The organism is Klebsiella sp. NPDC088457, from assembly GCF_044900465.1.
GTDB lineage: Bacteria > Pseudomonadota > Gammaproteobacteria > Enterobacterales > Enterobacteriaceae > Klebsiella.
Map to the genome: position 1 here is coordinate 41,694 of NZ_JBJDNH010000033.1, position 26,348 is coordinate 68,041.

Below are 26,348 nucleotides of genomic sequence, written 5' to 3' on the forward strand. Positions count from 1 at the left end.
GGCCGTTGCCTGCGGCAACGTTCTCTCGCTGTCGCTCGAGCCGAACCCTGGTCGAAGCTTCTCATCCTTCCCTGTATGGGCAGAATATAAGATGGCGGAATTTTTGGGGAGTAACGGGTAATCAAAAAAGGATGGTGGTGGGGGAAGGATTCGAACCTTCGAAGTCGATGACGGCAGATTTACAGTCTGCTCCCTTTGGCCGCTCGGGAACCCCACCAGGGGTAGAATCAAATTGTAGGTCATTCAGTAAAATGAATGGTGGTGGGGGAAGGATTCGAACCTTCGAAGTCGATGACGGCAGATTTACAGTCTGCTCCCTTTGGCCGCTCGGGAACCCCACCACGGGGCAATGCTTCGTACTGGCCTGCTTCCTTCTGGGGAAGCGGGGCGCATCATATCAAATGACGCGCCCCTGTAAAGCATTCAGTTGATAAAAATAAACTGGTTGCCTGAATTTTACGCGTAAAGGCGTAAACCTAACCAGTTCATTTCTCTATCGATTAAAGAATAATCGTCCGGTTGCCGTAGACGAATACCCGCTGGGCGAGGACCTGATACAGCGCGCGGCTCAGTACATTTTTCTCAACGTCACGACCCGCCCGCATCATATCTTCCGCGGTGTAGGTGTGATCGACATGAATCACATCCTGCATAATGATCGGACCTTCATCCAGGTTATCGTTAACGTAGTGGGCGGTCGCACCGATAATCTTTACGCCGCGTTCGTAGGCCTGATGATAAGGGCGGGCGCCAATAAAGGCCGGCAGGAATGAGTGGTGAATATTGATGATTTGATTCGGGAAGCGGGAAACAAACTCCGGCGTCAGCACGCGCATGTACTTCGCCAGTACCACATAATCCGGCGTATAGGATTCAATCGCATCGGCCATCTGTTTATCGTGCTCTTCGCGCGTTAACCCTTCGTGACTGACCAGCTGGAACGGAATATCAAAACGCTCAACCAGCGAACGCAGCGTTTCATGGTTGCCGATGACGGCAGCAATCTCGACATCCAGGCCGCCGTAGTTGGCTTTCATCAGCAGATCGCCAAGGCAGTGCGCTTCTTTCGTCACCAGAATAACCACCCGACGGCGACCGGCTGGCGTCAGTTCGCGAATGGAACCCTCGGGGAGGGCGCTATCAAGGTCGGCCAGCAGGATGGCGTCATTGAAAATACCTTCGAGCTCGGTACGCATAAAGAAGCGGCCGGTTCGATGGTCGACGAACTCGTTGTTTTGCACAATATTCAGTTCGTGCTTGTAACAAATATTGGTGATACGCGCGATGAGTCCTTTTTGGTCAGGGCAAATGGTGCGTAGTACTTTACGTTGTAATGAATGCATCGCGAGGAAAATCCTGTAGTGTTTGCAGTTGCTGGCGCCGTTTTATTGGCCGCAGCATTTTTTAAATTTTTTACCTGAGCCGCAAGGGCAGGGGTCGTTACGACCGATTGTCGGTCGCGTGCCGTCGATATAGTACCACCGTCCGTTTTCTTTTAAGAATCTGGAACGTTCAATAATCACGCCGGGGCGGTTATCGTCGCTAAATCGCGCGACGAAACTGACAAAGCCCTCGTCTGGATGACTGCCCGCATCGGTGGCAAATACGGTTAAGCCTTGCCATTGCGTTTTCACGAAACCCTTTTCCAGATCGGCACGAAACTGCGGCGCCTGGCAAGAGGGGTGCCAGGTTTTGAGCAGGTAATCGGCGTCTTTCATGACAAACGCGCTGTAGCGGGAGCGCATCAGGTGTGACGGATCCGGCGCAAGCAGCGCGCCGTTCAGATATCGCTGGCAACATGAGCTATACTCCAGAGCGCTGCCACAGGGGCATAATGGCGACAAGTTGGCCTCCATGGAAAATGTATCACGGCGCCTTGGCGCCAAAGTGTTTTATGTTAACTGAGCTGTGGCAATGATGCTATGTTCGCAGTGGAAGGAAGTATATCGGTAATAATGAGAAAGCTTAAGATTGGCCTGGCGTTAGGTGCGGGCGCCGCCCGCGGGTGGTCGCATATCGGTGCGATCAAAGCGCTACAACGCGCGGGGATTGAAGTTGATATCGTCGCCGGATGTTCTATTGGGGCGCTGGTTGGCGCCGCTTTTGCCTGTAATCGTCTTCCGGTTCTTGAGAAATGGGTCTCCTCTTTTAGTAACTGGGATGTACTGCGATTGATGGATCTCTCCTGGCGTCGCGGTGGTTTGCTGCGCGGTGAGCGCGTCTTCAATCAGTACCGGCAGGTATTACCCATCTCCGGGATTGAACACTGCGACCGGCGCTTTGCCGCGGTGGCAACCAATTTAAGTACCGGCCGGGAGCTGTGGTTTACCGAGGGCGATTTGCACCAGGCCGTACGCGCTTCCTGCAGTATGCCCGGACTGATGTCGCCGGTGATGCACAATGGCTACTGGTTGGTTGACGGCGCGGTGGTGAATCCCGTTCCGGTTTCTCTGGCGCGTGCGCTGGGCGCGGATATCGTCATCGCCGTAGACCTGCAGCATGACGCGCATCTGATGCAGCAGGATATGTGGTCCATTGAAAAGCCACAGCCCGAAGAGGACAAAGATTTCTCCTGGCATTCGCGAATTCGCGCGCGCCTGACCGGCATGACCTCCCGGCGTGCGGCGACGCCGACGGCGATGGAGATTATGTCGACCTCTATTCAGGTCCTGGAAAATCGCCTGAAACGCAATCGCATGGCGGGCGATCCCCCCGACATTCTGCTACAACCCTTTTGCCCACAGATCTCCACGCTTGATTTTCATCGGGCCGGTGAGGCCATTGCTGCCGGGCATCTGGCGGTTGAAAAGAAAATGGATGAACTATTACCTCTGGTGCGCACCGCGGTGTGACACCCTTTGTCTGAGACTTAAGTAAATTCTGACGGGCGATAGTGTGAATTGCATGCCACTATTTAATTATCGTCAGCCAGAGGAGAGACCATGACGCAGCCATTGGCGGGAAAACAGATTCTGATAGTTGAAGACGAAGCCGTTTTCCGCTCGCTCTTGCACTCCTGGCTCACTTCGCTGGGTGCGACAACCGTGCAGGCGGAGGACGGCGTTGAAGCTCTCCAGAAGATGGCCGAGTCAAAACCCGACCTGATGATCTGCGACATATCGATGCCGCGAATGAATGGCCTCCAGCTGGTGGAGTATCTGCGTAGCCAGGGCGAACAGCTGCCGATTCTGATGATTTCGGCGACGGAAAATATGGCGGACATCGCCAAAGCGCTGCGTCTTGGCGTTCAGGATGTGCTGTTAAAACCGGTAAAGGATTTTAATCGCCTGCGCGAAACGGTGTATGCCTGTTTGTACCCCAATATGTTCAATTCGCGGGTAGAAGAAGAAGAGCGGTTGTTTGAGGACTGGGATGCACTGGTGAGCGACCCGAAGGCCGCGTCGAGACTGCTGCAGGAACTACAGCCCCCGGTACAGCAGGAAATATCGAAGTGCCGGATTCATTATCGCCAGCTGGTGTCAGCCGATAAGCCCGGCCTGGTGCTGGATATTGCGCCATTATCAGAAAACGATCTGGCCTTTTATTGTCTGGATGTCACACGCGCCGGTGATAATGGGGTGCTTGCCGCGTTATTGCTGCGGGCGCTGTTTAATGGTTTGTTGCAAGAACAGCTCGCCCATCAGGGGCAGCGTTTACCTGAAATGGGCAACCTGTTAAAACAGGTCAACCAATTACTGCGCCAGGCGAATTTACCCGGGCAATTTCCGTTGCTGGTGGGCTATTACCATAGCGGTTTGAAAAATTTGATATTGGTTTCTGCGGGCCTGAATGGCACCCTCAATACCGGGGAACATCAGGTGCAGATTAGCAATGGCGTTCCGTTAGGCACATTGGGTAATGCCTATCTCAATCAAATTAGTCAACGCTGCGCATCATGGCAGTGCCAAATTTGGGGGGGAGGCGGGCGTTTACGCCTGATGTTGTCTGCGGAATGAACAGTTGGGGGTTATTTTTACGCTGGTAGGATTACCAGCCTCTGTTTTGCAGTGGTACTATCGTTGAGATTTATAAGTAAAAGTCCTAATTCGCGGGCATCCAAACCTTTTCAGACCAGGTTTGCCTGAGTGGGCTGATATACTCGATGCGTTAATATTAACGGAAAGTTTAAAAAACGAACAGTCCAGGAGATTTCAATGGCTGCCCTTAATTCTAAAGTAAGAAAAGCTGTTATCCCGGTTGCGGGATTAGGCACCAGGATGCTACCCGCCACCAAGGCTATTCCGAAAGAAATGCTGCCACTGGTAGATAAGCCTTTAATTCAGTACGTTGTTAACGAATGTATTGCGGCCGGGATTACTGAAATTGTCCTGGTGACCCACTCTTCAAAAAACTCTATCGAAAACCATTTTGATACCAGTTTTGAACTGGAAGCGATGCTGGAAAAACGTGTTAAACGCCAGCTGCTGGAAGAAGTACAATCTATTTGCCCGCCGCATGTCACCATTATGCAGGTTCGTCAGGGGCTGGCGAAAGGTCTCGGCCACGCGGTTCTCTGCGCGCATCCGGTGGTGGGCGATGAGCCGGTTGCGGTTATTCTGCCAGACGTTATTCTGGATGAATTCGAATCCGATCTTTCCCGCGATAACCTGGCGGAAATGATCGCGCGCTTTGATGAAACGGGATCCAGCCAGATCATGGTTGAGCCTGTCGCTGACGTGACCGCGTATGGCGTGGTTGACTGCAAAGGCGAGTCACTGCAGCCGGGTGAAAGCGTGCCGATGGTTGGCGTGGTCGAGAAGCCGAAAGCGGATGTTGCGCCGTCTAATCTTGCCGTCGTTGGCCGCTATGTGCTGAGCGCGGATATTTGGCCGCTGCTGGCAAAAACGCCTCCGGGAGCCGGTGATGAAATCCAGCTGACCGACGCTATCGATATGCTGATCGAGAAGGAAACGGTTGAAGCCTATCATATGAAAGGCAAGAGCCATGACTGCGGTAATAAACTGGGTTATATGCAGGCTTTCGTGGAATATGGCATTCGTCATAAATCCCTCGGCCCGGATTTTAAAGCCTGGCTGGAAAAAGCGGTAGCGAAGTAATCGTTTTCAATAGCCATGATAGCCGGGGAGCGAGTATCGTTTCCCGGTTTTTTTATGCCTGAGTCGTAGATAAAGAAAATCCCGCCGCGGCGGGATTTTTTTCAAATACAGATCGATTAAAGCAGGAAATCGTCGAGGGTTTTACCCTGCTCGTCCATTGCTTTTTTGATCACTGCCGGAGTGCGGCCTTGACCCGTCCAGGTTTTGGTTTCGCCGTTTTCATCAACGTAGCTGTATTTAGCCGGACGCGCAGCGCGTTTAGCTTTGGTACCCGCTTTTACTGCCGCCATTGTGCTCAGCAGTTCATTTGGATCGATGCCATCAGCAATCAGCATTTCACGGTATTGTTGCAGTTTACGGGTACGCTCTTCAATTTCAGCAGCCGCAGCGCTTTCTTCTTCGCGACGTTCGTTAACGACAACTTCTAATTTTTCCAGCATTTCTTCTAGCGTTTCAAGGGTGCATTCTCTTGCCTGCGCACGAAGAGTACGGATGTTGTTCAAAATTTTAAGTGCTTCGCTCATTGTAGTAATCTCAAACTTATATTGTGGGGTGGTTTGTTGAACTAATAATAGAGCGATATAATCAGATGTGCAATAGGGTAGAATGTAAGGAATTCAAAATTACTTGTTATTTGTCGCGGCAATTAATTAATTTAAGTTAAATTTTTCGTGCGACCTCACATCTTTTTCGCTTATAGATGAGTGGCAACCTTAAGCTAAAACCCTGAGATAGTATGCTTTTCTATGCGGGGCGGGAGTAAAATTATACTTTGCAGGGATAAATATCCCCCTTCAGTATTAGCGTATTATACCCGTCATACTTCAGGTTACCACTGCGTTGACTACCTTCGTTCACCCGAATCACTGACCAGAGTAAACTCATCGACGCTCGCGCACTTGTCGGCTTACGGCAACTCGAATTATTTAGGGTAGCGTTACGATGATGTTTAATATAACGCACGGAGCCACAACCGTTATAGCCGCCGGAAAAATGCCATGATTCGCACAAAAGGACAATCAGCGCCGGTGGCGAGGATATGTCAGCTGGACAAATTGCAGCCACCGCCATTCAATAAAGAACCTTAATCTATCGCCCCACCGGTGGGCTAACATTCAGCGCGATCTCCCCTTTGAAAGCGCGGATAACAACAGAAAATATGCTACAATTTTGCCGCGATAAAACACATTGATTGGGGTTATGCAGCCGATGGCTCAACTTTATTTCTACTATTCTGCAATGAACGCAGGCAAGTCGACCGCCTTGTTGCAGTCTTCGTACAATTATCAAGAGCGCGGCATGCGTGCCTTGGTTTATACCGCTGAAATTGACGATCGCTTTGGCTCCGGCAAGGTCAGTTCACGAATCGGCCTCTCATCGCCGGCGAGACTGTTTAACCCTCAAACAGCACTGTTTACCGATATTGCGGCTGAGCATGCGCAGCAGCCTGTGCATTGCGTTCTGGTGGATGAAAGCCAGTTTCTGACTCGTGAGCAGGTGCACGAATTGTCAGAGGTTGTCGACCAGCTGGATATTCCGGTGTTGTGTTACGGTCTGCGAACGGATTTCCGCGGGGAATTGTTTAGCGGCAGCCAGTATTTATTGGCGTGGTCCGATAAGCTGGTTGAATTAAAAACCATCTGCTTCTGCGGCCGTAAAGCCAGTATGGTTTTGCGTCTCGATCAGGAAGGTCGGCCTTACAATGAAGGCGAACAGGTGGTGATTGGCGGTAATGAGCGCTATGTGTCCGTCTGTCGTAAGCATTATAAAGAAGCGCTAAGTGAAGGCTCTTTAACGCGCGTGCAGAGTAAGCACCGCCTGGGCTGAATTCTTCCCGCTCAGCGGCTCTCAGGCGCATTCACGGCGCCTGTTGAGGCCCGGGTAGCACTCCCCACACTTCCTCAATCGACACACCTCTCTGTGGCGTTTATGCCGCGCTCTTGCTGCCGGTGCCGCATAAGGCTCTTTCCACGGTGAATCGGCTCATCGCCATCGCGGATGAATGGTATGGGGTGTTTAAAGCGTCGCCCGTTTTTCTCCGGGATAACGCTGGAAACAAATTCACGTCAGCAGACGATGAATAAAAAAAGCCCCATCCGGAGATGAGGCTTTTATGGTGGTTACCTGGGTCGATTAAGCGGATTTTTTCGCTTTTTTATCGGCTTTCGGTGCTGCTATCGTTTCTTTTTTCGCGGCAGCCTCGCCTTCGCTGAACTCGTTACCGTAGAAGGTATCCAGCAGAATCTGTTTCAGCTCGGAGATCAGTGGGTAGCGCGGGTTAGCGCCGGTGCACTGGTCATCGAATGCATCTTCAGACAGCTTGTCAACGTGGGCCAGGAAGTCAGCTTCCTGTACGCCAGCTTCACGGATAGATTTAGGAATACCCAGTTCAGCTTTCAGGCTTTCCAGCCATGCCAGCAGTTTTTCAATTTTCGCTGCGGTACGGTCGCCCGGCGCGCTCAGCCCCAGGTGGTCGGCAATCTCAGCGTAACGACGGCGAGCCTGCGGACGGTCATACTGGCTGAATGCAGTCTGTTTCGTCGGGTTATCGTTCGCGTTGTAACGAATAACGTTACAAATCAGCAGGGCGTTGGCCAGACCATGCGGAATGTGGAACTGAGAACCCAGCTTGTGCGCCATGGAGTGACATACCCCGAGGAAGGCGTTAGCAAACGCGATACCGGCAATAGTCGCTGCACTGTGCACGCGTTCACGTGCTACCGGGTTCTTCGAACCTTCGTGGTAGGACGCTGGCAGGTACTCTTTCAGCAGTTTCAGTGCCTGCAGGGCCTGCCCATCGGAGAACTCAGATGCCAGTACCGAAACATAGGCTTCCAGGGCGTGAGTAACCGCATCAAGACCACCGAAAGCACACAGGGACTTCGGCATATCCATGACGAGGTTCGCATCGACAATTGCGACATCCGGAGTCAGCGCGTAGTCTGCCAGCGGATATTTCTGCCCAGTCGCGTCGTCGGTGACGACCGCGAACGGAGTCACTTCAGAACCGGTACCGGAAGTGGTGGTGACGGCGATCATTTTCGCTTTCACGCCCATTTTCGGGAACTTGTAGATACGTTTACGGATGTCCATAAAGCGCAGCGCCAGGTCCTCGAAGTGGGTTTCCGGATGTTCGTACATCACCCACATGATTTTCGCAGCATCCATCGGGGAACCACCGCCCAGGGCGATGATAACGTCCGGCTTGAAGGAGTTCGCCAGGTCTGCGCCTTTACGCACAACGGTCAGCGTCGGGTCTGCTTCAACTTCAAAGAAGACTTCGGTTTCAACACCGGATGCTTTCAGCACCGAGGTGATCTGGTCAGCGTAACCGTTGTTGAACAGGAAGCGGTCAGTCACAATCAGCGCACGTTTGTGACCATCAGTAATCACTTCATCCAGTGCGATTGGCAGTGAGCCTCGACGGAAGTAGATAGATTTCGGAAGTTTGTGCCACAACATGTTTTCAGCTCGCTTAGCAACGGTTTTCTTGTTGATCAGGTGTTTTGGACCAACGTTTTCAGAGATGGAGTTACCACCCCAGGAACCACAACCCAGAGTCAGGGAAGGCGCGAGTTTAAAGTTGTACAGGTCACCGATACCACCCTGAGAAGCCGGGGTGTTAATCAGGATACGTGCGGTTTTCATCATCTGGCCGAAGTACGCGACGCGAGCCGGCTGGTTGTCCTGGTCGGTGTACAGGCAAGAGGTATGGCCGATCCCGCCCATCGCCACCAGTTTTTCCGCTTTATCCACTGCGTCTTCGAAGTTCTTCGCACGGTACATCGCCAGGGTCGGAGACAGTTTTTCGTGAGCAAACGGCTCGCTTTCGTCAACGTCGGTGACTTCGCCAATCAGGATCTTGGTGGTAGCCGGGACGGTGAAGCCTGCCAGTTCAGCAATTTTGTATGCCGGCTGACCCACGATCGCGGCGTTCAGCGCGCCGTTCTTCAGAATGATGTCCTGAACCGCTTTCAGCTCTTTACCCTGCAGCAGGTAGCCGCCGTGGCTGGCGAAACGCTCGCGAACCGCGTCATAAACCGAGTCAACAACGACCACGGACTGCTCGGAAGCACAGATAACGCCGTTATCGAAGGTTTTAGACATCAGCACGGAAGCGACCGCTCGTTTAACGTCCGCGGTTTCGTCGATCACCACCGGAGTATTACCTGCGCCAACGCCGATGGCCGGTTTACCGGAGCTATAGGCCGCTTTAACCATGCCTGGACCACCGGTCGCAAGGATCAGGTTAATATCCGGGTGATGCATCAGCGCGTTGGACAGCTCAACGGACGGTTGGTCGATCCAGCCGATCAGATCTTTCGGCGCACCGGCAGCGATCGCCGCCTGCAGAACGATATCAGCCGCTTTATTCGTTGCATCTTTCGCACGCGGGTGTGGGGAGAAGATGATCGCGTTGCGGGTCTTCAGGCTGATCAGTGATTTAAAGATTGCTGTAGAAGTCGGGTTGGTTGTCGGTACGATACCGCAAATAATACCGATAGGTTCAGCGATGGTAATGGTACCGAAAGTGTCGTCTTCAGAGAGAACACCGCAGGTTTTTTCATCTTTATAAGCGTTGTAAATGTATTCGGAAGCGAAGTGGTTTTTGATCACTTTGTCTTCGACAATGCCCATGCCAGATTCGGCAACGGCCATTTTTGCGAGAGGGATTCGAGCATCTGCGGCGGCCAAAGCGGCGGCACGGAAGATCTTATCAACTTGTTCTTGAGTGAAACTGGCATATTCACGCTGGGCTTTTTTTACGCGCTCTACAAGTGCGTTAAGTTCAGCGACATTAGTAACAGCCATAATGCTCTCCTGATAATGTTAAACTTTTTTAGTAAATCAGTAGCTCGATTTGTCAGTATAGACAGGGTGTTAACAGCTTGCATCTTAATGTTAACGTATCGATTTTGGCCCCGCTGACTTCATTGATTTACTAACTAAGCTTGAGATCTGTAATTCTCAGGTACCGCTGTATTGCACTCTCTTGGTGTGAACAAGATTACTCACTTCTGAGTACGATTTACTGATTTAGATCAAGTTTGCGTGAAGCTGACACCTTTCAGCAGTCTATTTTTTAACCGATCAAATCAAGTGTGGCGATAGATATGCAAAATAAGTGAATAGGTAGCGATCGTTAAGCAACGCTATAACATGCGATTTTGTCACAGCGATATGCATATTTGAGATGAATTATGCTATTAAAAAGCGTATCTTCTGCGCGAATATTTTATGCTATTAACTGTCAACAGCCATTTTTAATGATGCTGCGGAGCGCACTGTGACTCAACCGTTGTTTGATTTTTCAGCTTATTTCAAGTTTTTCATTGGGTTATTTGCGCTGGTTAACCCGGTGGGCATCATACCCGTCTTCATTAGTATGACCAGCTACCAGACGGCAGCGATCCGCAATAAGACTAACCTGACTGCCAATCTCTCGGTGGCGATCATTCTGCTGACTTCCCTCTTTCTGGGTGATGCGATTTTGCAAATCTTCGGCATTTCTATTGATTCATTCCGCATTGCCGGCGGGATCCTGGTGGTTACCATCGCGATGTCGATGATTAGCGGCAAGCTGGGGGAAGATAAGCAAAATAAGCAGGAGAAATCAGAAACGGCGATTCGTGAAAGTATTGGCGTGGTTCCCCTGGCGCTGCCTTTAATGGCGGGGCCGGGAGCGATCAGTTCAACTATCGTCTGGGGGACGCGTTACCACACGGTCGCGAATCTTTTGGGCTTCTCAGTGGCGATCGCTCTTTTTGCCTTGTGCTGCTGGGGGATTTTCCGCATCGCGCCATGGCTGGTCCGTCTGCTGGGGCAAACGGGAATCAACGTCATTACGCGTATTATGGGGCTGCTGCTGATGGCGCTGGGGATTGAGTTTATCGTCACCGGAATAAAAGCGCTGTTTCCTGGTCTGCTGGCTTAAACCAATGAATACGATGCGGAGCTTAGCGCTCCGCGTTTGCTTCATTATTAGCAAAAGATATTAACAAAGGTGATATAGCCGCGAAAGATAACTTTTAGTAATGGTTTTAAAAAACATTATTAATCAATTCCTTATGTCGTTTTCCTGCTTTCTGCTGTCTGCGCCTCACATCCCAGCCATTGTTATTTTCTTCACATCATTCTCTGGCGCTTGCCGTTGGATAATTGAAATGATATTAGTAATTTCACTATCGGTGTAGATGAATGTGCTAAAAAATAACCTATTGTTAAATTTTCGTACAAAAAAGCATCTTAATGCCATATCGCGGGATGTAGAACGACAGGGTAATCGTATCTGCATGAAAAATATTGATTTTAAAGATTTTTCCGCGTCAGAAGTGGACAAAATCCCGGCGCGGAAAGCGCCATAAAAGAGAATCCGGTAACATATTTGCAAATTGCATTGGCGGAGGCGAAAGCCTTTTGGTACTTTCCGGCGTGTTCGATAACCGAATAATACGCGTAAATGAGAATTATTATTAAATAACTCGTTGCGAATAAAAAACCCCGACCGCGGGGAGAAAGAATCGACGTCAAGGTTGCCGTTTGAGCAGCCGTAATAAATAAGTCGGTGATAGCAAGCACTAAAGTCTGACAGCAGCATAAACTCCTGCACTGTACAGAATCCCGCAAGGGGAAAAAACAGGCTGGTTATATAGCCAGTAATTATAATGAATGGAGTAACAACGCAATGACCATCATCACAAGAAAAAGCCTTATTGCAGCAGGTGTTCTCGCTGCATTTATTGCAGGAAACGCAGCGGCGGCAGATGTGCCAGCAGGTGTCTCGTTAGCAGCAAAGCAGACCATTGTGCGTAACAGCGGCGCAGAGCCGCAGTCGCTGGACCCCGATAAAATCGAAGGGGTGCCGGAATCCAATATCAGCCGCGACCTGTTTGAAGGTCTGCTGGTAACGTCGCCAGTCGATGGACATCCGGTTCCGGGTGTCGCTGAGAGCTGGGACAATAAAGATTTTAAAGTGTGGACCTTCCATCTGCGTAAAGACGCGAAATGGTCCAATGGCGAGCCGGTAACGGCGCAGGATTTTGTTTATAGCTGGCAACGTCTGGTGGATCCGAAAACCGCCTCTCTGTATGCGAGCTATCCGCAGTATGGCCATATTGTCAACGTCGATGAGATTATCGACGGTAAAAAGGCACCGACCGAACTGGGCGTGAAGGCTATTGACGATCACACGCTGGAGGTCACCCTCAGCGAAGCCGTCCCTTATTTCTATAAGCTGCTGGTCAACTCATCCATGTCTCCGGTTTATAAACCTGCCATCGAGAAGTTTGGCGAGAAGTGGACTCAGCCTGCCAATATCGTATCCAACGGCGCTTATAAACTGAAAGATTGGGTCGTTAACGAACGTATCGTTATGGAACGTAATACTCACTACTGGAACAACAGCAAAACGGTTATTGATGAAGTGACCTGGCTGCCGACCTCTTCCGAAGTGACCTACGTTAACCGCTACCGCAGTGGCGAACTGGATATGACTTATAACCAGCTGCCTATTGAGCTGTTCCAGAAGCTGAAAAAAGAAATTCCAAATGAACTGCACGTGGATCCGTATCTGTGCACCTACTATTACGAGATTAATAACCAGAAAGCGCCATTTACCGATCCGCGCGTGCGTACCGCGCTCAAGATGGGCCTCGACCGCGATATTATTGCGAATAAAGTAAAAGGTCAGGGGGATATTCCGGCCTATGGCTATACGCCGCCGTATACCGACAGCGCGAAGCTGACCGTTCCTGAGTGGTTTAAATGGTCGCAGGAAAAACGCAACGAAGAGGCGAAAAAACTGCTGGCTGAAGCTGGCTACACGGCTGACAAACCGTTGTCCTTCAACCTGCTGTACAACACGTCCGATCTGCACAAAAAGCTGGCGATCGCCGCCGCCTCCATCTGGAAGAAAAATCTTGGTGTAGACGTCAAGCTGGAAAACCAGGAATGGAAAACCTTCCTCGACACGCGTCATCAGGGGACCTATGACGTGGCGCGCGCGGGCTGGTGTGCAGACTATAACGAACCAACCTCCTTCCTGAATACCATGCTGTCCGACAGCTCGATGAACACCGCGCACTATAAGAGCCCGGCGTTCGATAAGATCATGACAGAAAGCACTAAGGCAACGGACGAGGCTCAGCGTACGGCCCTGTATGATAAAGCCGAGCAGCAGTTGGATAAAGATTCAGCCATCGTTCCAGTTTATTACTACGTGAACGCCCGTCTGGTGAAACCGTGGGTTGGCGGCTACACCGGTAAAGATCCGATGGATAACGTCTATACCAAAGATCTTTATATTATTAAGCATTAATGGCAACAGGTGGGGCAGTCAGTGACTGCCCCACAGTGTCTTATTTGAGAGCAGTGCAAAGGCACACGCCAGAAGGTACGGGCAATGTTAAAATTTATTCTACGTCGTTGTCTGGAAGCGATTCCGACGCTATTTATTCTTATTACGATTTCCTTCTTTATGATGCGCCTGGCTCCGGGAAGTCCGTTTACCGGAGAGCGACAGCTCCCGCCGGAAGTGATGGCGAACATCGAAGCGAAATATCATCTGAACGATCCTATTTCCACGCAATATTTCAGCTATCTGAAACAGCTTGCGCATGGTGATTTTGGACCGTCGTTTAAATACAAAGATTATTCCGTTAATGATCTGGTGGCGGGGAGCTTTCCCGTTTCGGCAAAATTAGGCGCCGCGGCATTTTTTCTGGCGGTGATTTTCGGCGTTACTGCCGGGGTAATTGCGGCGCTGAAGCAAAACACGAAATGGGATTATGCGGTGATGGGGGTGGCGATGACCGGGGTGGTGATACCCAGCTTTGTCGTCGCACCGCTGCTGGTACTGATATTCGCCATCACCCTGCACTGGTTACCCGGTGGCGGCTGGAACGGCGGGGCGCTGAAATTTATGATTCTGCCGATGGTGGCGCTGTCGCTCGCCTATATCGCCAGCATCGCGCGTATTACCCGCGGCTCGATGATTGAAGTCCTGCATTCCAACTTTATCCGCACCGCGCGGGCAAAAGGGTTGCCGATGCGGCGCATTATTTTCCGTCATGCGCTGAAACCGGCGCTGCTGCCCGTCCTGTCTTATATGGGCCCGGCATTTGTGGGGATCATCACCGGCTCAATGGTCATCGAAACCATCTACGGTCTTCCAGGTATCGGTCAGCTGTTCGTCAATGGCGCGCTTAACCGCGACTATTCACTGGTGCTGAGCCTGACTATCCTGGTCGGCGCGCTGACTATTCTGTTTAACGCGATCGTCGACGTGCTGTATGCCGTTATCGATCCGAAGATTCGCTATTGAAGCTGGGGTTCGCCATGATGTTAAGTAAGAAAAACAACGAGGCGCTGGAGAACTTCAGTGAAAAACTGGAAGTTGAAGGACGTAGCCTGTGGCAGGATGCCCGCCGTCGCTTTATGCATAACCGCGCCGCCGTTGCCAGCCTGATTGTGCTGGTGATTATCGCGCTGTTCGTGACCATTGCGCCCATGGTGTCGCAGTTTTCCTATTTCGATACCGACTGGGGCATGATGTCCAGCGCGCCGGATATGGAGTCCGGTCACTACTTTGGTACCGACTCTTCCGGCCGCGACCTGCTGGTCCGTGTGGCTATCGGCGGACGTATCTCGCTGATGGTCGGCGTCGCCGCCGCGCTGGTGGCGGTGATTCTCGGTACGCTCTACGGTTCGCTCTCCGGCTATCTGGGCGGCAAAGTGGATTCGGTGATGATGCGTCTGCTGGAGATCCTCAACTCCTTCCCGTTCATGTTCTTCGTCATCCTCCTTGTCACCTTCTTTGGGCAGAATATCCTGCTGATTTTCGTCGCTATCGGGATGGTCTCCTGGCTCGATATGGCGCGTATCGTTCGTGGCCAGACGCTGAGCCTGAAGCGCAAAGAGTTTATTGAAGCGGCGCAGGTCGGTGGGGTGTCAACGTTCAGTATTGTGGTGCGCCATATCGTGCCTAACGTACTGGGTGTGGTGGTGGTCTACGCCTCGCTGCTGGTGCCGAGCATGATCCTGTTCGAATCCTTCTTAAGCTTCCTTGGCCTGGGGACTCAGGAACCGCTGAGCAGCTGGGGGGCGTTACTCAGCGATGGCGCGAACTCGATGGAAGTCTCGCCATGGCTGCTGCTATTTCCCGCGGGGTTCCTGGTGGTGACGCTATTTTGTTTTAACTTTATCGGCGATGGCCTGCGTGATGCCCTCGACCCGAAAGATCGCTAAGGAGCGCCGTCATGAGCATAATTGAAACGGCAAAAGCGCCGCAGGCGCAGCAACAATCCGGGCTGCTGCTGGATGTCAAAGATCTGCGCGTAACCTTTACCACGCCAGATGGCGATGTCACGGCGGTAAACGATCTCAACTTTAGCCTGCGGGCGGGAGAAACGCTGGGTATCGTCGGCGAGTCGGGATCCGGCAAGTCGCAGACCGCTTTCGCCCTGATGGGGCTGCTGGCCTCCAACGGCCATATCGGCGGGTCGGCTCTGTTTAACGGCCGCCAGATCCTCAATCTGCCGGAACATGAGCTGAATAAGCTGCGCGCCGAGCAAATTTCAATGATATTCCAGGATCCGATGACCTCCCTGAACCCGTATATGCGAGTCGGCGAGCAGCTCATGGAGGTCCTGATGCTGCATAAAAATCTGGGCAAAGCCGAAGCGTTTGAAGAGTCGGTGAAGATGCTGGATGCGGTGAAAATGCCGGAAGCGCGGAAGCGTATGAAAATGTACCCGCACGAGTTTTCCGGCGGCATGCGCCAGCGTGTGATGATCGCCATGGCCTTGTTGTGCCGGCCTAAGTTGCTGATTGCCGATGAACCGACCACCGCCCTGGATGTCACGGTCCAGGCGCAAATCATGACGTTGTTGAACGAGCTAAAACGCGAATTCAATACCGCGATCGTGATGATTACCCACGATCTCGGCGTGGTGGCCGGGATCTGCGACAAGGTACTGGTGATGTACGCCGGGCGCACCATGGAATACGGCCTGGCGCGGGATGTCTTTTATCATCCTTCGCATCCGTATTCTATCGGCCTGCTGAATGCGGTTCCGCGTCTGGATGCGGAAGGTGAGTCGCTGTTGACCATTCCCGGCAACCCGCCAAACCTGCTGCGTTTGCCAAAAGGCTGCCCGTTCCAGCCGCGTTGTCCGCATGCGATGGAGATTTGTCATAGCGCTCCACCTCTTGAGGAGTTTGCACCGGGCCGCTTGCGCGCCTGCTTTCAACCAGTAGGGGATCTGCTATGAACGCCGTAACGGAACAAAGAAAAGTCCTGCTCGAAATCGCCGATTTGAAAGTCCATTTCGATATCAAGGACGGTAAACAGTGGTTCTGGCAGCCTGCTAAAACGCTGAAAGCGGTGGATGGGGTGACGCTGCGCCTCTACGAAGGGGAAACCCTGGGCGTGGTTGGGGAATCCGGCTGTGGTAAATCGACCTTTGCCCGCGCGATTATTGGTCTGGTCAAAGCGACCGACGGCAAAGTGGCCTGGCTTGGTAAAGATCTGTTAGGTATGAAGCAGGAAGAGTGGCGCGCCGTGCGCAGCGATATCCAGATGATCTTCCAGGATCCTCTGGCCTCGCTGAATCCACGAATGACCATCGGTGAAATTATTGCCGAGCCGCTGCGCACCTATCATCCGAAAATGGCGCGTCAGGAGGTCCGTGACCGGGTCAAAGCGATGATGATGAAAGTCGGCCTGCTGCCGAACCTGATTAACCGCTATCCGCACGAGTTCTCCGGCGGACAATGTCAGCGTATCGGGATTGCCCGCGCGCTGATCCTTGAGCCGAAGCTGATTATCTGTGATGAGCCGGTCTCGGCGCTGGACGTCTCGATTCAGGCTCAGGTGGTCAACCTGCTGCAACAGCTGCAACGCGAAATGGGGCTGTCGCTGATTTTCATCGCCCACGACCTGGCGGTGGTGAAGCATATTTCCGATCGTGTTCTGGTGATGTATCTGGGCCACGCCGTGGAGCTGGGCACCTACGATGAGGTGTACCACAACCCGCTGCACCCTTATACCAAAGCGCTGATGTCCGCGGTGCCGGTGCCGGACCCGGATCTGGAAAAAAACAAAATCATCCAGCTGCTGGAAGGCGAGTTGCCTTCGCCGATTAACCCGCCCTCGGGATGCGTTTTCCGCACGCGCTGCCCGATAGCCGGGCCGGAATGCGCTAAAACGCGGCCGGTGCTGGAGGGCAGTTTCCGTCATGCGGTTTCCTGCCTCAAGGTAGACCCGTTATAATCTCCGGGGCTGACGTAGGTCGGCCCTTTTTTCTGCGAGATTAACGTGGTTGTCGCTTTTGGCAACGCCCGCGGCGGTGAATTGTCGAAGCCGGCGCGAGAAGGAAAATAAAATGGCTGCCGGGGCGATGAGCGGCAGCCATTGTTTATATGCAGCGATACTGAAGCGGAAGCTTATTCACGCCACAGAATGTGGCACAGCTTATGATCTTTTTCACGGCACAGCAGCACGCGAGCAAAGATATCGTTAATCTCGCCGCCATCGGTATCGGCCAGGCCAATCACCACTTCAGCGAAAAAGTCCGGGTTGAGGTCATAGTCGACATGTTCTTGCCAGTCCGCCGCCGGGTCAAACAGCTCGGCGCCGCCGCGTTCTTCAAACTGCAGGTTGAAAAGAATGATATCGGCCGGGTCGAGGTTATCCGCCGCCAGCTCGAGAAAGATATCGTAAGCCTGCTCAAGCGTTTCATCTTCGGTCAGGCGATTGTTTAAATCCATATCCATGATTGCTACCCGTTAAACATCTGATTGGCACGTTTTACAGCAACGGACTGAAGAAGTAAAACAGTCGCTCGGTGATCCGCTGCCAGAGCGGACGTTTTAACCACAGGCGGGCATCCAGCAGGCGCGAACGGGAAATATAATCATCCTGCACGGCCGCCAGATCGCCGCCGAACCCGACATCGTCGATCACCAGGGTGATTTCGAAATTGAGCCACAGGCTGCGCATATCGAGATTCACGGTACCGACCAGGCTAAGCTCGCCGTCCACCAGCACGCTTTTGGTATGAAGCAGGCCGCCTTCGAACTGGTAAATTTTCACCCCGGCGGCCAGCAGTTCGGTAAAGAAGGCGCGGCTGGCCCAGCCGACCAGCAGCGAGTCATTCTTACGCGGTAAAATAATGCTGACGTCGACACCGCGCTGGGCCGCAGTACAAATCGCATGGAGCAGATCGTCGCTGGGCACGAAGTAGGGGGTGGTCATGATCAGATATTCTTTGGCCGAATAGGCTGCGGTCAGCAGCGCCTGATGAATCAGGTCTTCCGGGAAACCGGGGCCGGAGGCGATAGTGTGGATGGTGTGTCCGCTGGCTTCCTCAAAGGGCATAATATTGACATCCGGCGGCGGCGGTAAAATACGCTTACCGGTTTCAATTTCCCAGTCGCAGGAGTAAACGATACCCATCGCGGTCGCGACCGGGCCTTCCATCCGCGCCATCAAATCAATCCACTGGCCCACGCCAGAATCCTGCTTAAAGAAGCGCGGGTCAACCAGGTTCATACTGCCGGTATAGGCAATATAGTTATCAATCATCACCATTTTACGATGCTGGCGCAGGTCCATCCGGCGCAGGAAAACACGCATCAGATTGACCTTCAGCGCCTCGACGACTTCGATGCCGGCATTACGCATCATCGCCGCCCACGGGCTGCGGAAAAAGGCGACGCTGCCGGCGGAGTCCAGCATCAGGCGGCAGTGGACGCCGCGCCGCGCCGCGGCCATCAGTGACTCTGCGACCTGATCGGCCATTCCGCCCGGCTGCCAGATGTAAAACACCATCTCGATATTGTGGCGGGCCAGCTGGATATCGCGAATCAGCGCCTGCATGACGTCGTCAGATTCGGTGAGCAGCTGCAGCTGGTTGCCTTTGACGCCGGCGATCCCCTGGCGAAGTTCACAAAGTTTGAACAGCGACTCGGCTACCGGGCTGTTGTCATCGGCAAAAATATGTTTGCAGGCTTTGAGGTCATTGAGCCATTTGGCCGTCGAAGGCCACATCGCGCGGGCTCGTTCCGCCCGGCGTTTGCCGAGGTGCAGTTCGCCAAAGGAGAGATAGGCAATAATACCGACCAGCGGGAGAATATAGATAATCAGCAGCCATGCCATTGCTGAGGGGACGGCGCGCCGTTTCATGAGTATGCGTAACGTTACACCGGCGATGAGTAACCAGTAACCGAGGATGACCAGCCAGTTCACCACCGTGTAAAAGGTTGTCATAAATGAAAAATCCTTTTGAATGACTTTATGTCATGAGTTTACGCATCAACATTCATCTGGCAAATAAAAACGCAGCGAAAGCGTTGGTCAGCCAGATGCATCGGTTTATAATGTGGTCTGTTTTCACTCGTAGAGTAGTAGCAATGAAGCGTAGTAGAACGGAAGTAGGGCGCTGGCGCATGCTAAGACAGGTGAGTCGCCGTAAATCGCGCTGGCTGGAAGCCCAGTCGCGCCGCAATATGCGCATCCTTTCCATCCGGAAGGAACTGGTGAAACGACAACGTGGTTCCCTGCTGTTTGTCTTCACTGAGTACTGATATAAAAGGCACCGTCTATGGTGCCTCTGTTATTTTGCTGCCGGGTGGCCTCAGAATACCTTTTTGTAAGGCTTCACGGAGACGTTCTGATAAACGCCCGCGGCAATGTAAGGGTCATCATTTGCCCATGCCTGCGCCACTTCCAGTGATTCGAACTCCGCAATCACCGTTGAACCGGTAAATCCTGCAGCGCCAGGCTCATTGCTGTCGACGGCAGGCATGGGCCCGGCGGTCAGCAGACGGCCTTCATCATGTAATAGTTGTAAACGTGCCAGGTGGGCGGGGCGTACCGACAAGCGCTTTTCCAGGGAATCGGCGATGTCTTCAGCGTAGATAACGTAAAGCACGGCAAGGCTCCTTATCAATAAACAGGCGAATCACGTTAAGTGAATCCGCCGTGGACTGCAACGCAAAGATGCTCATCGGCTTAAAATGCCCTGTTTTGGGGAGTTTTTCCCACAAAACGCAGCAAATTTTGCTGCAAGCGAACAAGGCTTATTGAATATGATTGCTATTTGCATTTAAAATCGGGGCATCATTTTTCAACAGAAACGACTATGAGCGCAATGACCCTTGATTTACCTCGCCGCTTCCCGTGGCCGACGCTGCTGTCCGTGGCTATCCACGGTGCCGTTGTGGCGGGGTTGCTTTATACCTCGGTACATCAGGTTATTGAACGACCGTCTCCCTCTCAGCCTATCGAGGTTACCATGGTGGCCCCGGCAGATCTGGAACCTCCTCAGGCGGCGCAGCCGGTCGTTGAACCCGTTGTTGAGCCGGAGCCTGAGCCGGAAGTGGTACCCGAACCGGAGCCGCCAAAAGAAGCGCCGGTCGTGATTCATAAACCCGAGCCCAAACCGAAGCCGAAGCCCAAACCGAAACCGAAGCCGGAGAAAAAGGTCGAACAGCCGAAACGTGAAGTCAGACCGGCGGAACCGCGGCCGGCCTCGCCGTTTGAAACGACCAATACGCAGCCTGCGCGGACGGCACCCAGCACCTCAACGGCTACCGCGAAGCCAACGGTAACCGCGCCGAGCGGCCCGCGGGCGCTGAGCCGCGGTGAGCCGAGCTACCCGCCTCGCGCTCAGGCGCTGCGTATCGAAGGGAATGTGCGCGTCAAATTTGATGTGACGCCGGATGGCCGGGTGGACAACGTGGTGATTCTCTCTGCCCAGCCGGCCAACATGTTTGAGCGGGAAGTGAAAAACGCGCTGCGCAAATGGCGCTACGAACCCGGCAAACCGGGGAACGGTATCACCATGAATATTCAGTTCCGCCTGAAAGGCGTACAGATTAGCTAATTGCTGACAAAAGGCTCCTCAGGGAGCCTTTTCCATTAAGACCTCATCCAGCGCTTTCTGCGCCGTCACCAGATGCTGGCCGCCGAACAAAATAGCCCGGTTCAACAACGTGTACAGCTGATAAACCGGCTGGCGCTCGAGGAATCCGGACGGGAGCGGCGAGACGGACTGATAACCGTCGTATATTTGCGGCGGCTGCTCCGGATGCAGCGGCAGCATGGCGAGATCGCACTCTCTGTCTCCCCAGTAACAGGCGGGATCGAAGATATAGGGCCCGTTTGGCCCCAGCGCGCAGTTGCCGGACCACAAATCACCGTGCAGTAAGGATGGCTGAGGCTGGTGGCTGCTGAGGCGCTGCTGCACATTATCGACAATGCTGTCGATGTTGCCGAAGTTTAGCCCTTTTTCGGCCGCCAGCTCCAGCTGCCAGCCGATACGCTGCTCGGCAAAGAAGGTCGACCAGCGGCGTTGCCAGGCATTAGGCTGCGGCGTGGTGGAAAGGTGGTTATCAAAATCCAGCCCGAACTGCGGCTGATCGCTCCACTGATGCAGATGCGCGATGTGCTGGCCAAGTAAGAAGGCGTTGTGCGCGTCCAGCGGGCGAGGCGGCAGGTATTCCACGACCAGGAAACTGTAGTCGCGATCGCTGCCGACGGCGTAAACCTGCGGCACGCTGACGGTTTTACTCCGCGAAAGAAGCTCAAGTTGATCCGCTTCAGCGGTGAAGACAGGCAGAAGCTCACGTTCATCACATTTGACAAAGTAGTCCCGCCCACCGAAGCGTAAATGCCAGGCCGCGTGAATTTCTCCGCCGGGCAGTTCGTTGCGCAGTTCGATTTCAGCTGCTTCAGTGTGCCAATCGCTTAACAAAGTGCTGATAGCTTGCCACATGCTGTCTCTCCCCTTGTTTTCCACCATTTCATAAGGTTAGCCCATAACCCCGGTGTAAAATTCGAACTGACGCACAACTGACGCCTTCCGCTGCGCTAATCGCACTTATTGAGCTTCCAGCCACTCCGCGAATGTGCTGACGGTGACGTCAACCGGGCGACCTAGCGCGGTTTCCGCCAGCCCAGCGCATAGCGCCTGGACCTCGTCCGCGCTTTGCGGGGAGAGCAGGCCAAAGGTATTGGTCCCCAGCTCATGGACCTTTCCTTGATCGTCATTCAGCACCAGCGTGAATCCGACCCGGGTGAGGTGATTACTGAGTTCGTTAATTTCGGTCAGCGTCTCCTCCTGAAAGTGAACCGTCACGACGTGGGTAACAATTTCTGTACTCATTTTTCACCCCGTTGTTATCCATGGAATTTTTAGCATAGACCATGGTGATGATTTGGCGACTCCCTCTGTGTTAACAGAGGGAAGGGGAATTAGCGTCCACAGAGATAAGCGTAAATTTTTTGCGTGTTTTCCCGCGAGCACAGGCGGGTGCCCTGGTTAATGGTCGCGGCGCTACCTGCGGCGACACCAAAGCGGACCATATCTTCAAGGCCGGCGTTTTCCGCCAGACGTAGGGTCATCGCACCCACCATGCTGTCACCGGCGCCGACGGTACTTTGACTTTTCATCGGTGGCGGTACGACCTGCACGCTGCCGTTAGCATCGACGCCGAGGGCGCCCTGCGGCCCCAGAGAAACCACCACCCGACGGACTTTACCCGAGTGAATCAGCGCCTGCGCAGCCCGACGTACGTCATCAGGCTGGCTCAGATCGCGCTGTACCAGCGCACTCAGCTCCTTCTGGTTGGGTTTGACGAGCTCAATATTACCGACCTCAAGGGCCGCCGCCAGCGCTTCGCCGGAGCTGTCGATGATGCAGCGCAGGCCATGTTGCTGCGCGTTTTTGACCAGCAGGGTCAGGTTATCAACGCCGATCCCTGGAGGAAGGCTGCCGCTCACCACCAGCAGCGAGCCGGGGGGGATAGCCAGGACTTTCTCTTCAAGGCGCCGGAATTCGTCCTCCGTTAACGCGGCGCCGGGCATAACAAAACGGTATTGTTCGCCGCTGGCGCCCACGTGGACATGCAGATTTTGTCGCGTCCAGTCCTCGGCCTCAATGGTTTCAACCGGGACATGCTCAGCGGCGAGCAAGGCGGTGAGATGCTGGCCGGTCGCGCCGCCCACGGGAAAGATTGCCGTCGCCTCGCCCCCCAGAAAGGTGATGGCCCGCGCGACATTAATCCCGCCGCCTCCGGGTTCGAAAACCGGCGTACTGCAGCGAAGTTTACCTTCAGGGTACATCTGCGGGGTGAGCGTTGCGCTGTCGAGCGAAGGAGCCAGCGTTAGCGTATAAATTTTGGTCATCCAATTTCCTCCATGATACGTATCAGGCCGTTCTTTTTTAGCATGGCACTTCTTACCGGGAAGGGGAAGCGACCCGACAAAGATCGGCAAAGCGCCATTTATTTTTATCATTATGAAATAAAGATTGTTCCGGGAGCCGTCTTATTCAAAAAATGAAATAGTAATTGATTGCTATGTTAATCGTGCTTTTTTATAATTCTTTGCCTTTCATTGGACCTGCAATATACAAAAAATCATTCAAGATGCGTCGAGGTGGCAAGGGAAGAGAGCCCGGGGAGCACAGTAAGCGCTGTGACAGGGATTTCTGCATCACGCCAACAAAGAGGTAGTCTGAAGGATGACGCGTATAGCGATCCTCGCGAAAGTTTCCGGGACCAACTGGGTCTCTCTTTTTGTTGTACGGACTCTAAATTAAATGAAGCTTTTGAAGACAGTACCCGCAGCGGCATTGCTGGCGGGGGGGCTCTTTGCGTCTGCGCACGCATTGGCCGATGATTCCGTTTTTACTGTTATGGATGACCCTTCCACTGCCAAAAAACCTTTCGAAGGTACTGTTAACGCCGGTTATCTGGCGCAGTCCGGAAATACGAAAAGTTCTTCAATGACCGCGGATTCTACCCTCACCTGGTATGGTGATACGACGGCGTGGTCGCTGTGGGGCAATGCCAGCAACACATCATCTAACGACCAGCGCTCCTCAGAGAAATATGCCGTAGGTGGCCGTAGCCGTTATAACCTGACCGACAGCAATTACCTGTTTGGCCAGGCCAGCTGGCTGACCGACCGCTATAACGGCTATCAGCAGCGCGACGTATTAACCGCCGGTTACGGTCGCCAGATCCTCAATGGGCCGGTTCACAGCCTGCGCGTTGAATTTGGTCCAGGCGTGCGCTACGACGAGTACACCGATGGGGACAATGAAACCCAGCCGCTGGGCTACGCTTCCGGCACCTGGGCCTGGCAGATGACCGATAATACTAAGTTCACCCAAGGGGTCTCGGTGTTTGGTGCGGAAGACACCACGCTGAATTCGGAAAGTGCGTTAAACGTCGCCATCAATGCGCATTTTGCGCTGCGGGTTGCCTATAACCTGACCTGGAACTCCCAGCCGCCGGCATCGGCGCCGGATCATACCGATCGTCGCACGACGCTGTCGCTTGGCTATAAGATGTAATGTATTTCAGGCCGGTGCATCCGGCCTGATTGTTTTAAATTTAGCAATAAGCGACATTATTATTTCTGGTCTTTTGTTTTATTTTTTATAAAAAGAAATCATCTCCATAATTTCCTCATAATTCATTTTTTGCTGACAATAAATCAGCTAATTTGACACAAATAGCTAAATATTTAGTCGGACAAAAGTGTGATCTGGATCTATACTCGAACTCATCGGTAGAGATGAGATCTTTGCCAGACAACTTCAAGTAAATAAGAGAATCATCATCATGAAAAATAGCAAAATCGCAATCGCGGCCGTGATGCTGTGCACATTGTCATTTGGCGCTTTCGCCGCCAGTCCGCTCCCGCAGCCGGGTAACACCGACTATACGCAGGTCGGCATTGCCAAAGCGACCGATGTCGAAGCAGGTTCTAATATCGCGCCGGGTTCGCAATCGACGGGTCAATCAATGAATGATGCCTTTAATGTTCATACGCTGGTTGCTGGCGAGTGGTCCTGATATTTCGTCGGCATCTGTTGCTTATTTTTAATTTCAACAATTGAAAACCGGGTAAAGATGTACCGGTTTGCTTGCTGAATTGAACGTCATATACCGCGATTTGTTGGATGCTAATTCACGCATCAGAGTATTGCGGTACGGGCGCTTCATTTCGCCGTTCTTTCGGCGATGTTTATCCTCTGACACAAATTACAGCGGATTTCCGCTGCATCTCCTCCTTGCTTTTTCCATCATCGCCGCCATTTATCTTGTTCTGACTTTTAACACGCACTAATGATGTGTAAACTAAAGGCCGGTGTTATCAGCAGGCGGTCACAGGTGGGAGCGGTTCGGTGAACGGGCGTCCTCATATTTCGCAGAGTGAAGCGGGAACTGGGTCATAACTTGTTGATAATTATTATTATATTGTTTTGTATGTGCTCTTTCGTGTGGGGCACCACTGCAAATAAGGACATAAAATGCCTGTAATTACGCTTCCTGATGGCAGCCAACGCCATTTCGACCACGCAGTTAGCCCGCTGGATGTCGCTCTGGATATCGGTCCTGGCCTGGCGAAAGCCACTATCGCCGGACGTGTGAATGGTGAGCTGGTTGATGCCTGCGATCCCATCGAAAACGATGCTACGCTCTCTATCATCACCGCTAAAGATGAAGACGGTCTGGAGATTATTCGTCACTCCTGCGCGCACCTGTTAGGTCACGCGATTAAGCAACTGTGGCCAAATACTAAGATGGCTATCGGCCCGGTTATCGATAACGGCTTCTATTATGATGTCGATCTCGATCATACGCTGACCCAGGAAGATATCGACGCGCTCGAAAAACGTATGCACGAGCTCGCCGAAAAGAATTATGACGTCATCAAGAAAAAAGTCAGCTGGCACGAAGCGCGTGAAACCTTCGTCAAGCGCGGTGAAACCTACAAAGTTTCGATTCTTGATGAAAACATCGCCCATGATGACAAGCCAGGCTTGTATCATCACGAAGAATATGTCGATATGTGCCGCGGGCCGCACGTGCCGAACATGCGTTTCTGTCATCACTTTAAACTGATGAAGACCGCGGGAGCCTACTGGCGTGGCGATAGCAACAATAAGATGTTGCAGCGTATTTACGGTACCGCGTGGGCCGATAAAAAAGCGCTGAACGCGTACCTGGTGCGTCTGGAAGAAGCCTCCAGGCGCGACCATCGTAAGATCGGTAAGCAGCTTGACCTGTACCATATGCAGGAAGAAGCGCCGGGTATGGTGTTCTGGCACAACGACGGCTGGACTATCTTCCGCGAACTGGAAACTTTCGTGCGTTCTAAGCTGAAAGAGTACCAGTATCAGGAAGTAAAAGGTCCGTTCATGATGGACCGCGTGCTGTGGGGAAGAACCGGGGACTGGGTCTACTGCTAAGTTGGGATGTTCTGCTGGTCTT

General features: G+C 52.8%; 24 protein-coding genes, 2 tRNA genes, 1 other RNA gene and 1 pseudogene (1 of these 28 only partly in view). 15 read left to right on the forward strand and 13 right to left on the reverse strand.

Annotated elements, in window-relative coordinates:
* From ACI2JR_RS19675 to ACI2JR_RS19695, 5 genes are all read right to left on the reverse strand, one after another.
* Positions 1-86: non-coding RNA, RtT sRNA (locus tag ACI2JR_RS19675), on the reverse strand; it reaches 147 nt to the left of the window's first position.
* Between the two features lie 46 nt (positions 87-132).
* A tRNA-Tyr gene (locus ACI2JR_RS19680) sits at positions 133-217 on the reverse strand.
* Between the two features lie 39 nt (positions 218-256).
* Positions 257-341, reverse strand: a tRNA-Tyr gene (locus tag ACI2JR_RS19685).
* Positions 342-500: 159 nt separating this feature from the next.
* Positions 501-1,343 carry a formyltetrahydrofolate deformylase gene (gene purU / locus ACI2JR_RS19690; RefSeq protein WP_132731436.1) on the reverse strand — a complete coding sequence of 281 codons (843 nt, stop codon included), beginning with the start codon at positions 1,341-1,343 and terminating at the stop codon, positions 501-503.
* A gap of 42 nt (positions 1,344-1,385) precedes the next feature.
* The gene (locus tag ACI2JR_RS19695) at positions 1,386-1,844 is read right to left on the reverse strand and encodes a YchJ family protein (RefSeq protein WP_462479269.1); all 459 of its coding nucleotides are present in this window, start codon (positions 1,842-1,844) and stop codon (positions 1,386-1,388) included.
* A 111-nt stretch (positions 1,845-1,955) separates the two neighbouring features.
* On the opposite strand from ACI2JR_RS19695, the gene rssA reads away from it, so the two are divergent.
* From rssA to galU, 3 genes are all read left to right on the forward strand, one after another.
* Positions 1,956-2,852, forward strand: a complete 897-nt coding sequence (gene rssA / locus ACI2JR_RS19700; RefSeq protein WP_132731438.1) for a patatin-like phospholipase RssA — start codon at positions 1,956-1,958, stop codon at positions 2,850-2,852.
* Positions 2,853-2,942: 90 nt separating this feature from the next.
* A complete protein-coding gene (rssB, locus tag ACI2JR_RS19705) occupies positions 2,943-3,956 on the forward strand; it encodes a two-component system response regulator RssB (RefSeq protein ID WP_132731439.1) in 1,014 nt (337 codons plus the stop codon).
* A gap of 198 nt (positions 3,957-4,154) precedes the next feature.
* Positions 4,155-5,057 (forward strand): UTP--glucose-1-phosphate uridylyltransferase GalU, encoded by a 903-nt coding sequence (galU, locus tag ACI2JR_RS19710; protein ID WP_132731440.1) that lies wholly within the window; start codon positions 4,155-4,157, stop codon positions 5,055-5,057.
* A 116-nt stretch (positions 5,058-5,173) separates the two neighbouring features.
* Here galU and hns read toward each other — a convergent pair whose 3' ends face one another.
* A complete protein-coding gene (gene hns / locus ACI2JR_RS19715; RefSeq protein WP_004863421.1) occupies positions 5,174-5,581 on the reverse strand; it encodes a histone-like nucleoid-structuring protein H-NS in 408 nt (135 codons plus the stop codon).
* Between the two features lie 685 nt (positions 5,582-6,266).
* Between hns and tdk the strand changes: the two genes are divergently transcribed.
* Positions 6,267-6,884, forward strand: a complete 618-nt coding sequence (tdk, locus tag ACI2JR_RS19720; RefSeq protein WP_132731495.1) for a thymidine kinase — start codon at positions 6,267-6,269, stop codon at positions 6,882-6,884.
* Between the two features lie 306 nt (positions 6,885-7,190).
* Here the strand turns inward: tdk and adhE are convergent, their stop codons facing one another.
* The gene (gene adhE / locus ACI2JR_RS19725) at positions 7,191-9,869 is read right to left on the reverse strand and encodes a bifunctional acetaldehyde-CoA/alcohol dehydrogenase (protein ID WP_132731441.1); all 2,679 of its coding nucleotides are present in this window, start codon (positions 9,867-9,869) and stop codon (positions 7,191-7,193) included.
* Positions 9,870-10,344: 475 nt separating this feature from the next.
* Here adhE and ACI2JR_RS19730 point away from each other — a divergent pair, with 475 nt between their 5' ends.
* The 6 genes from ACI2JR_RS19730 to oppF all read left to right on the forward strand — a co-directional run bounded on the left by ACI2JR_RS19730 (position 10,345) and on the right by oppF (position 17,328).
* Positions 10,345-10,992, forward strand: a complete 648-nt coding sequence (locus ACI2JR_RS19730; RefSeq protein WP_132731442.1) for a YchE family NAAT transporter — start codon at positions 10,345-10,347, stop codon at positions 10,990-10,992.
* Between the two features lie 750 nt (positions 10,993-11,742).
* Positions 11,743-13,374, forward strand: coding sequence for an oligopeptide ABC transporter substrate-binding protein OppA (gene oppA / locus ACI2JR_RS19735; protein ID WP_462479270.1), 1,632 nt, complete (start codon positions 11,743-11,745; stop codon positions 13,372-13,374).
* A gap of 84 nt (positions 13,375-13,458) precedes the next feature.
* Entirely contained in the window at positions 13,459-14,379 is a 921-nt protein-coding gene (gene oppB, locus ACI2JR_RS19740; protein ID WP_132731444.1) for an oligopeptide ABC transporter permease OppB, read from the forward strand.
* 14 nt (positions 14,380-14,393) lie between these two features.
* Positions 14,394-15,302: an oligopeptide ABC transporter permease OppC gene (gene oppC / locus ACI2JR_RS19745; RefSeq protein WP_132731445.1), complete on the forward strand. Its 909-nt coding sequence runs from the start codon at positions 14,394-14,396 to the stop codon at positions 15,300-15,302.
* Between the two features lie 11 nt (positions 15,303-15,313).
* Complete coding sequence (locus ACI2JR_RS19750) at positions 15,314-16,327, forward strand: ABC transporter ATP-binding protein (RefSeq protein WP_132731446.1); 1,014 nt, start codon at positions 15,314-15,316, stop codon at positions 16,325-16,327.
* Positions 16,324-17,328, forward strand: a complete 1,005-nt coding sequence (gene oppF, locus ACI2JR_RS19755; protein ID WP_462479271.1) for a murein tripeptide/oligopeptide ABC transporter ATP-binding protein OppF — start codon at positions 16,324-16,326, stop codon at positions 17,326-17,328. The genes ACI2JR_RS19750 and oppF overlap by 4 nt, the downstream gene beginning before the upstream one ends.
* Positions 17,329-17,501: 173 nt before the next feature.
* Here oppF and ACI2JR_RS19760 read toward each other — a convergent pair whose 3' ends face one another.
* Positions 17,502-17,831 carry an HI1450 family dsDNA-mimic protein gene (locus tag ACI2JR_RS19760; RefSeq protein ID WP_132731448.1) on the reverse strand — a complete coding sequence of 110 codons (330 nt, stop codon included), beginning with the start codon at positions 17,829-17,831 and terminating at the stop codon, positions 17,502-17,504.
* A 34-nt stretch (positions 17,832-17,865) separates the two neighbouring features.
* Complete coding sequence (gene cls, locus ACI2JR_RS19765; RefSeq protein WP_132731449.1) at positions 17,866-19,326, reverse strand: cardiolipin synthase; 1,461 nt, start codon at positions 19,324-19,326, stop codon at positions 17,866-17,868.
* 143 nt (positions 19,327-19,469) lie between these two features.
* Between cls and ACI2JR_RS19770 the strand changes: the two genes are divergently transcribed.
* Positions 19,470-19,643 (forward strand): YciY family protein, encoded by a 174-nt coding sequence (locus tag ACI2JR_RS19770; RefSeq protein WP_004863385.1) that lies wholly within the window; start codon positions 19,470-19,472, stop codon positions 19,641-19,643.
* Between the two features lie 50 nt (positions 19,644-19,693).
* Here the strand turns inward: ACI2JR_RS19770 and ACI2JR_RS19775 are convergent, their stop codons facing one another.
* On the reverse strand, positions 19,694-19,990 hold the full coding sequence (locus tag ACI2JR_RS19775; RefSeq protein WP_132731450.1) for a YciI family protein: 297 nt from the start codon (positions 19,988-19,990) through the stop codon (positions 19,694-19,696).
* A 210-nt stretch (positions 19,991-20,200) separates the two neighbouring features.
* Between ACI2JR_RS19775 and tonB the strand changes: the two genes are divergently transcribed.
* Positions 20,201-20,944, forward strand: a complete 744-nt coding sequence (gene tonB, locus ACI2JR_RS19780) for a TonB system transport protein TonB (RefSeq protein ID WP_132731451.1) — start codon at positions 20,201-20,203, stop codon at positions 20,942-20,944.
* 18 nt (positions 20,945-20,962) lie between these two features.
* Here the strand turns inward: tonB and ACI2JR_RS19785 are convergent, their stop codons facing one another.
* From ACI2JR_RS19785 to pfkB, 3 genes are all read right to left on the reverse strand, one after another.
* Entirely contained in the window at positions 20,963-21,835 is an 873-nt protein-coding gene (locus ACI2JR_RS19785; RefSeq protein WP_132731452.1) for a fructosamine kinase family protein, read from the reverse strand.
* A gap of 105 nt (positions 21,836-21,940) precedes the next feature.
* Positions 21,941-22,225 carry a type V toxin-antitoxin system endoribonuclease antitoxin GhoS gene (gene ghoS, locus ACI2JR_RS19790; protein WP_132731453.1) on the reverse strand — a complete coding sequence of 95 codons (285 nt, stop codon included), beginning with the start codon at positions 22,223-22,225 and terminating at the stop codon, positions 21,941-21,943.
* 89 nt (positions 22,226-22,314) lie between these two features.
* Complete coding sequence (pfkB, locus tag ACI2JR_RS19795; RefSeq protein WP_462479272.1) at positions 22,315-23,247, reverse strand: 6-phosphofructokinase II; 933 nt, start codon at positions 23,245-23,247, stop codon at positions 22,315-22,317.
* 415 nt (positions 23,248-23,662) lie between these two features.
* Between pfkB and ACI2JR_RS19800 the strand changes: the two genes are divergently transcribed.
* The 3 genes and pseudogenes from ACI2JR_RS19800 to ACI2JR_RS19810 all read left to right on the forward strand — a co-directional run.
* Entirely contained in the window at positions 23,663-24,421 is a 759-nt protein-coding gene (locus ACI2JR_RS19800) for a DUF481 domain-containing protein (RefSeq protein ID WP_132731455.1), read from the forward strand.
* A gap of 271 nt (positions 24,422-24,692) precedes the next feature.
* Positions 24,693-24,926, forward strand: coding sequence for a hypothetical protein (locus ACI2JR_RS19805; RefSeq protein ID WP_462479273.1), 234 nt, complete (start codon positions 24,693-24,695; stop codon positions 24,924-24,926).
* Between the two features lie 458 nt (positions 24,927-25,384).
* Positions 25,385-26,314, forward strand: a pseudogene (locus ACI2JR_RS19810) (TGS domain-containing protein); the annotation flags it as partial.
* Positions 26,315-26,348 lie beyond the last annotated feature (34 nt).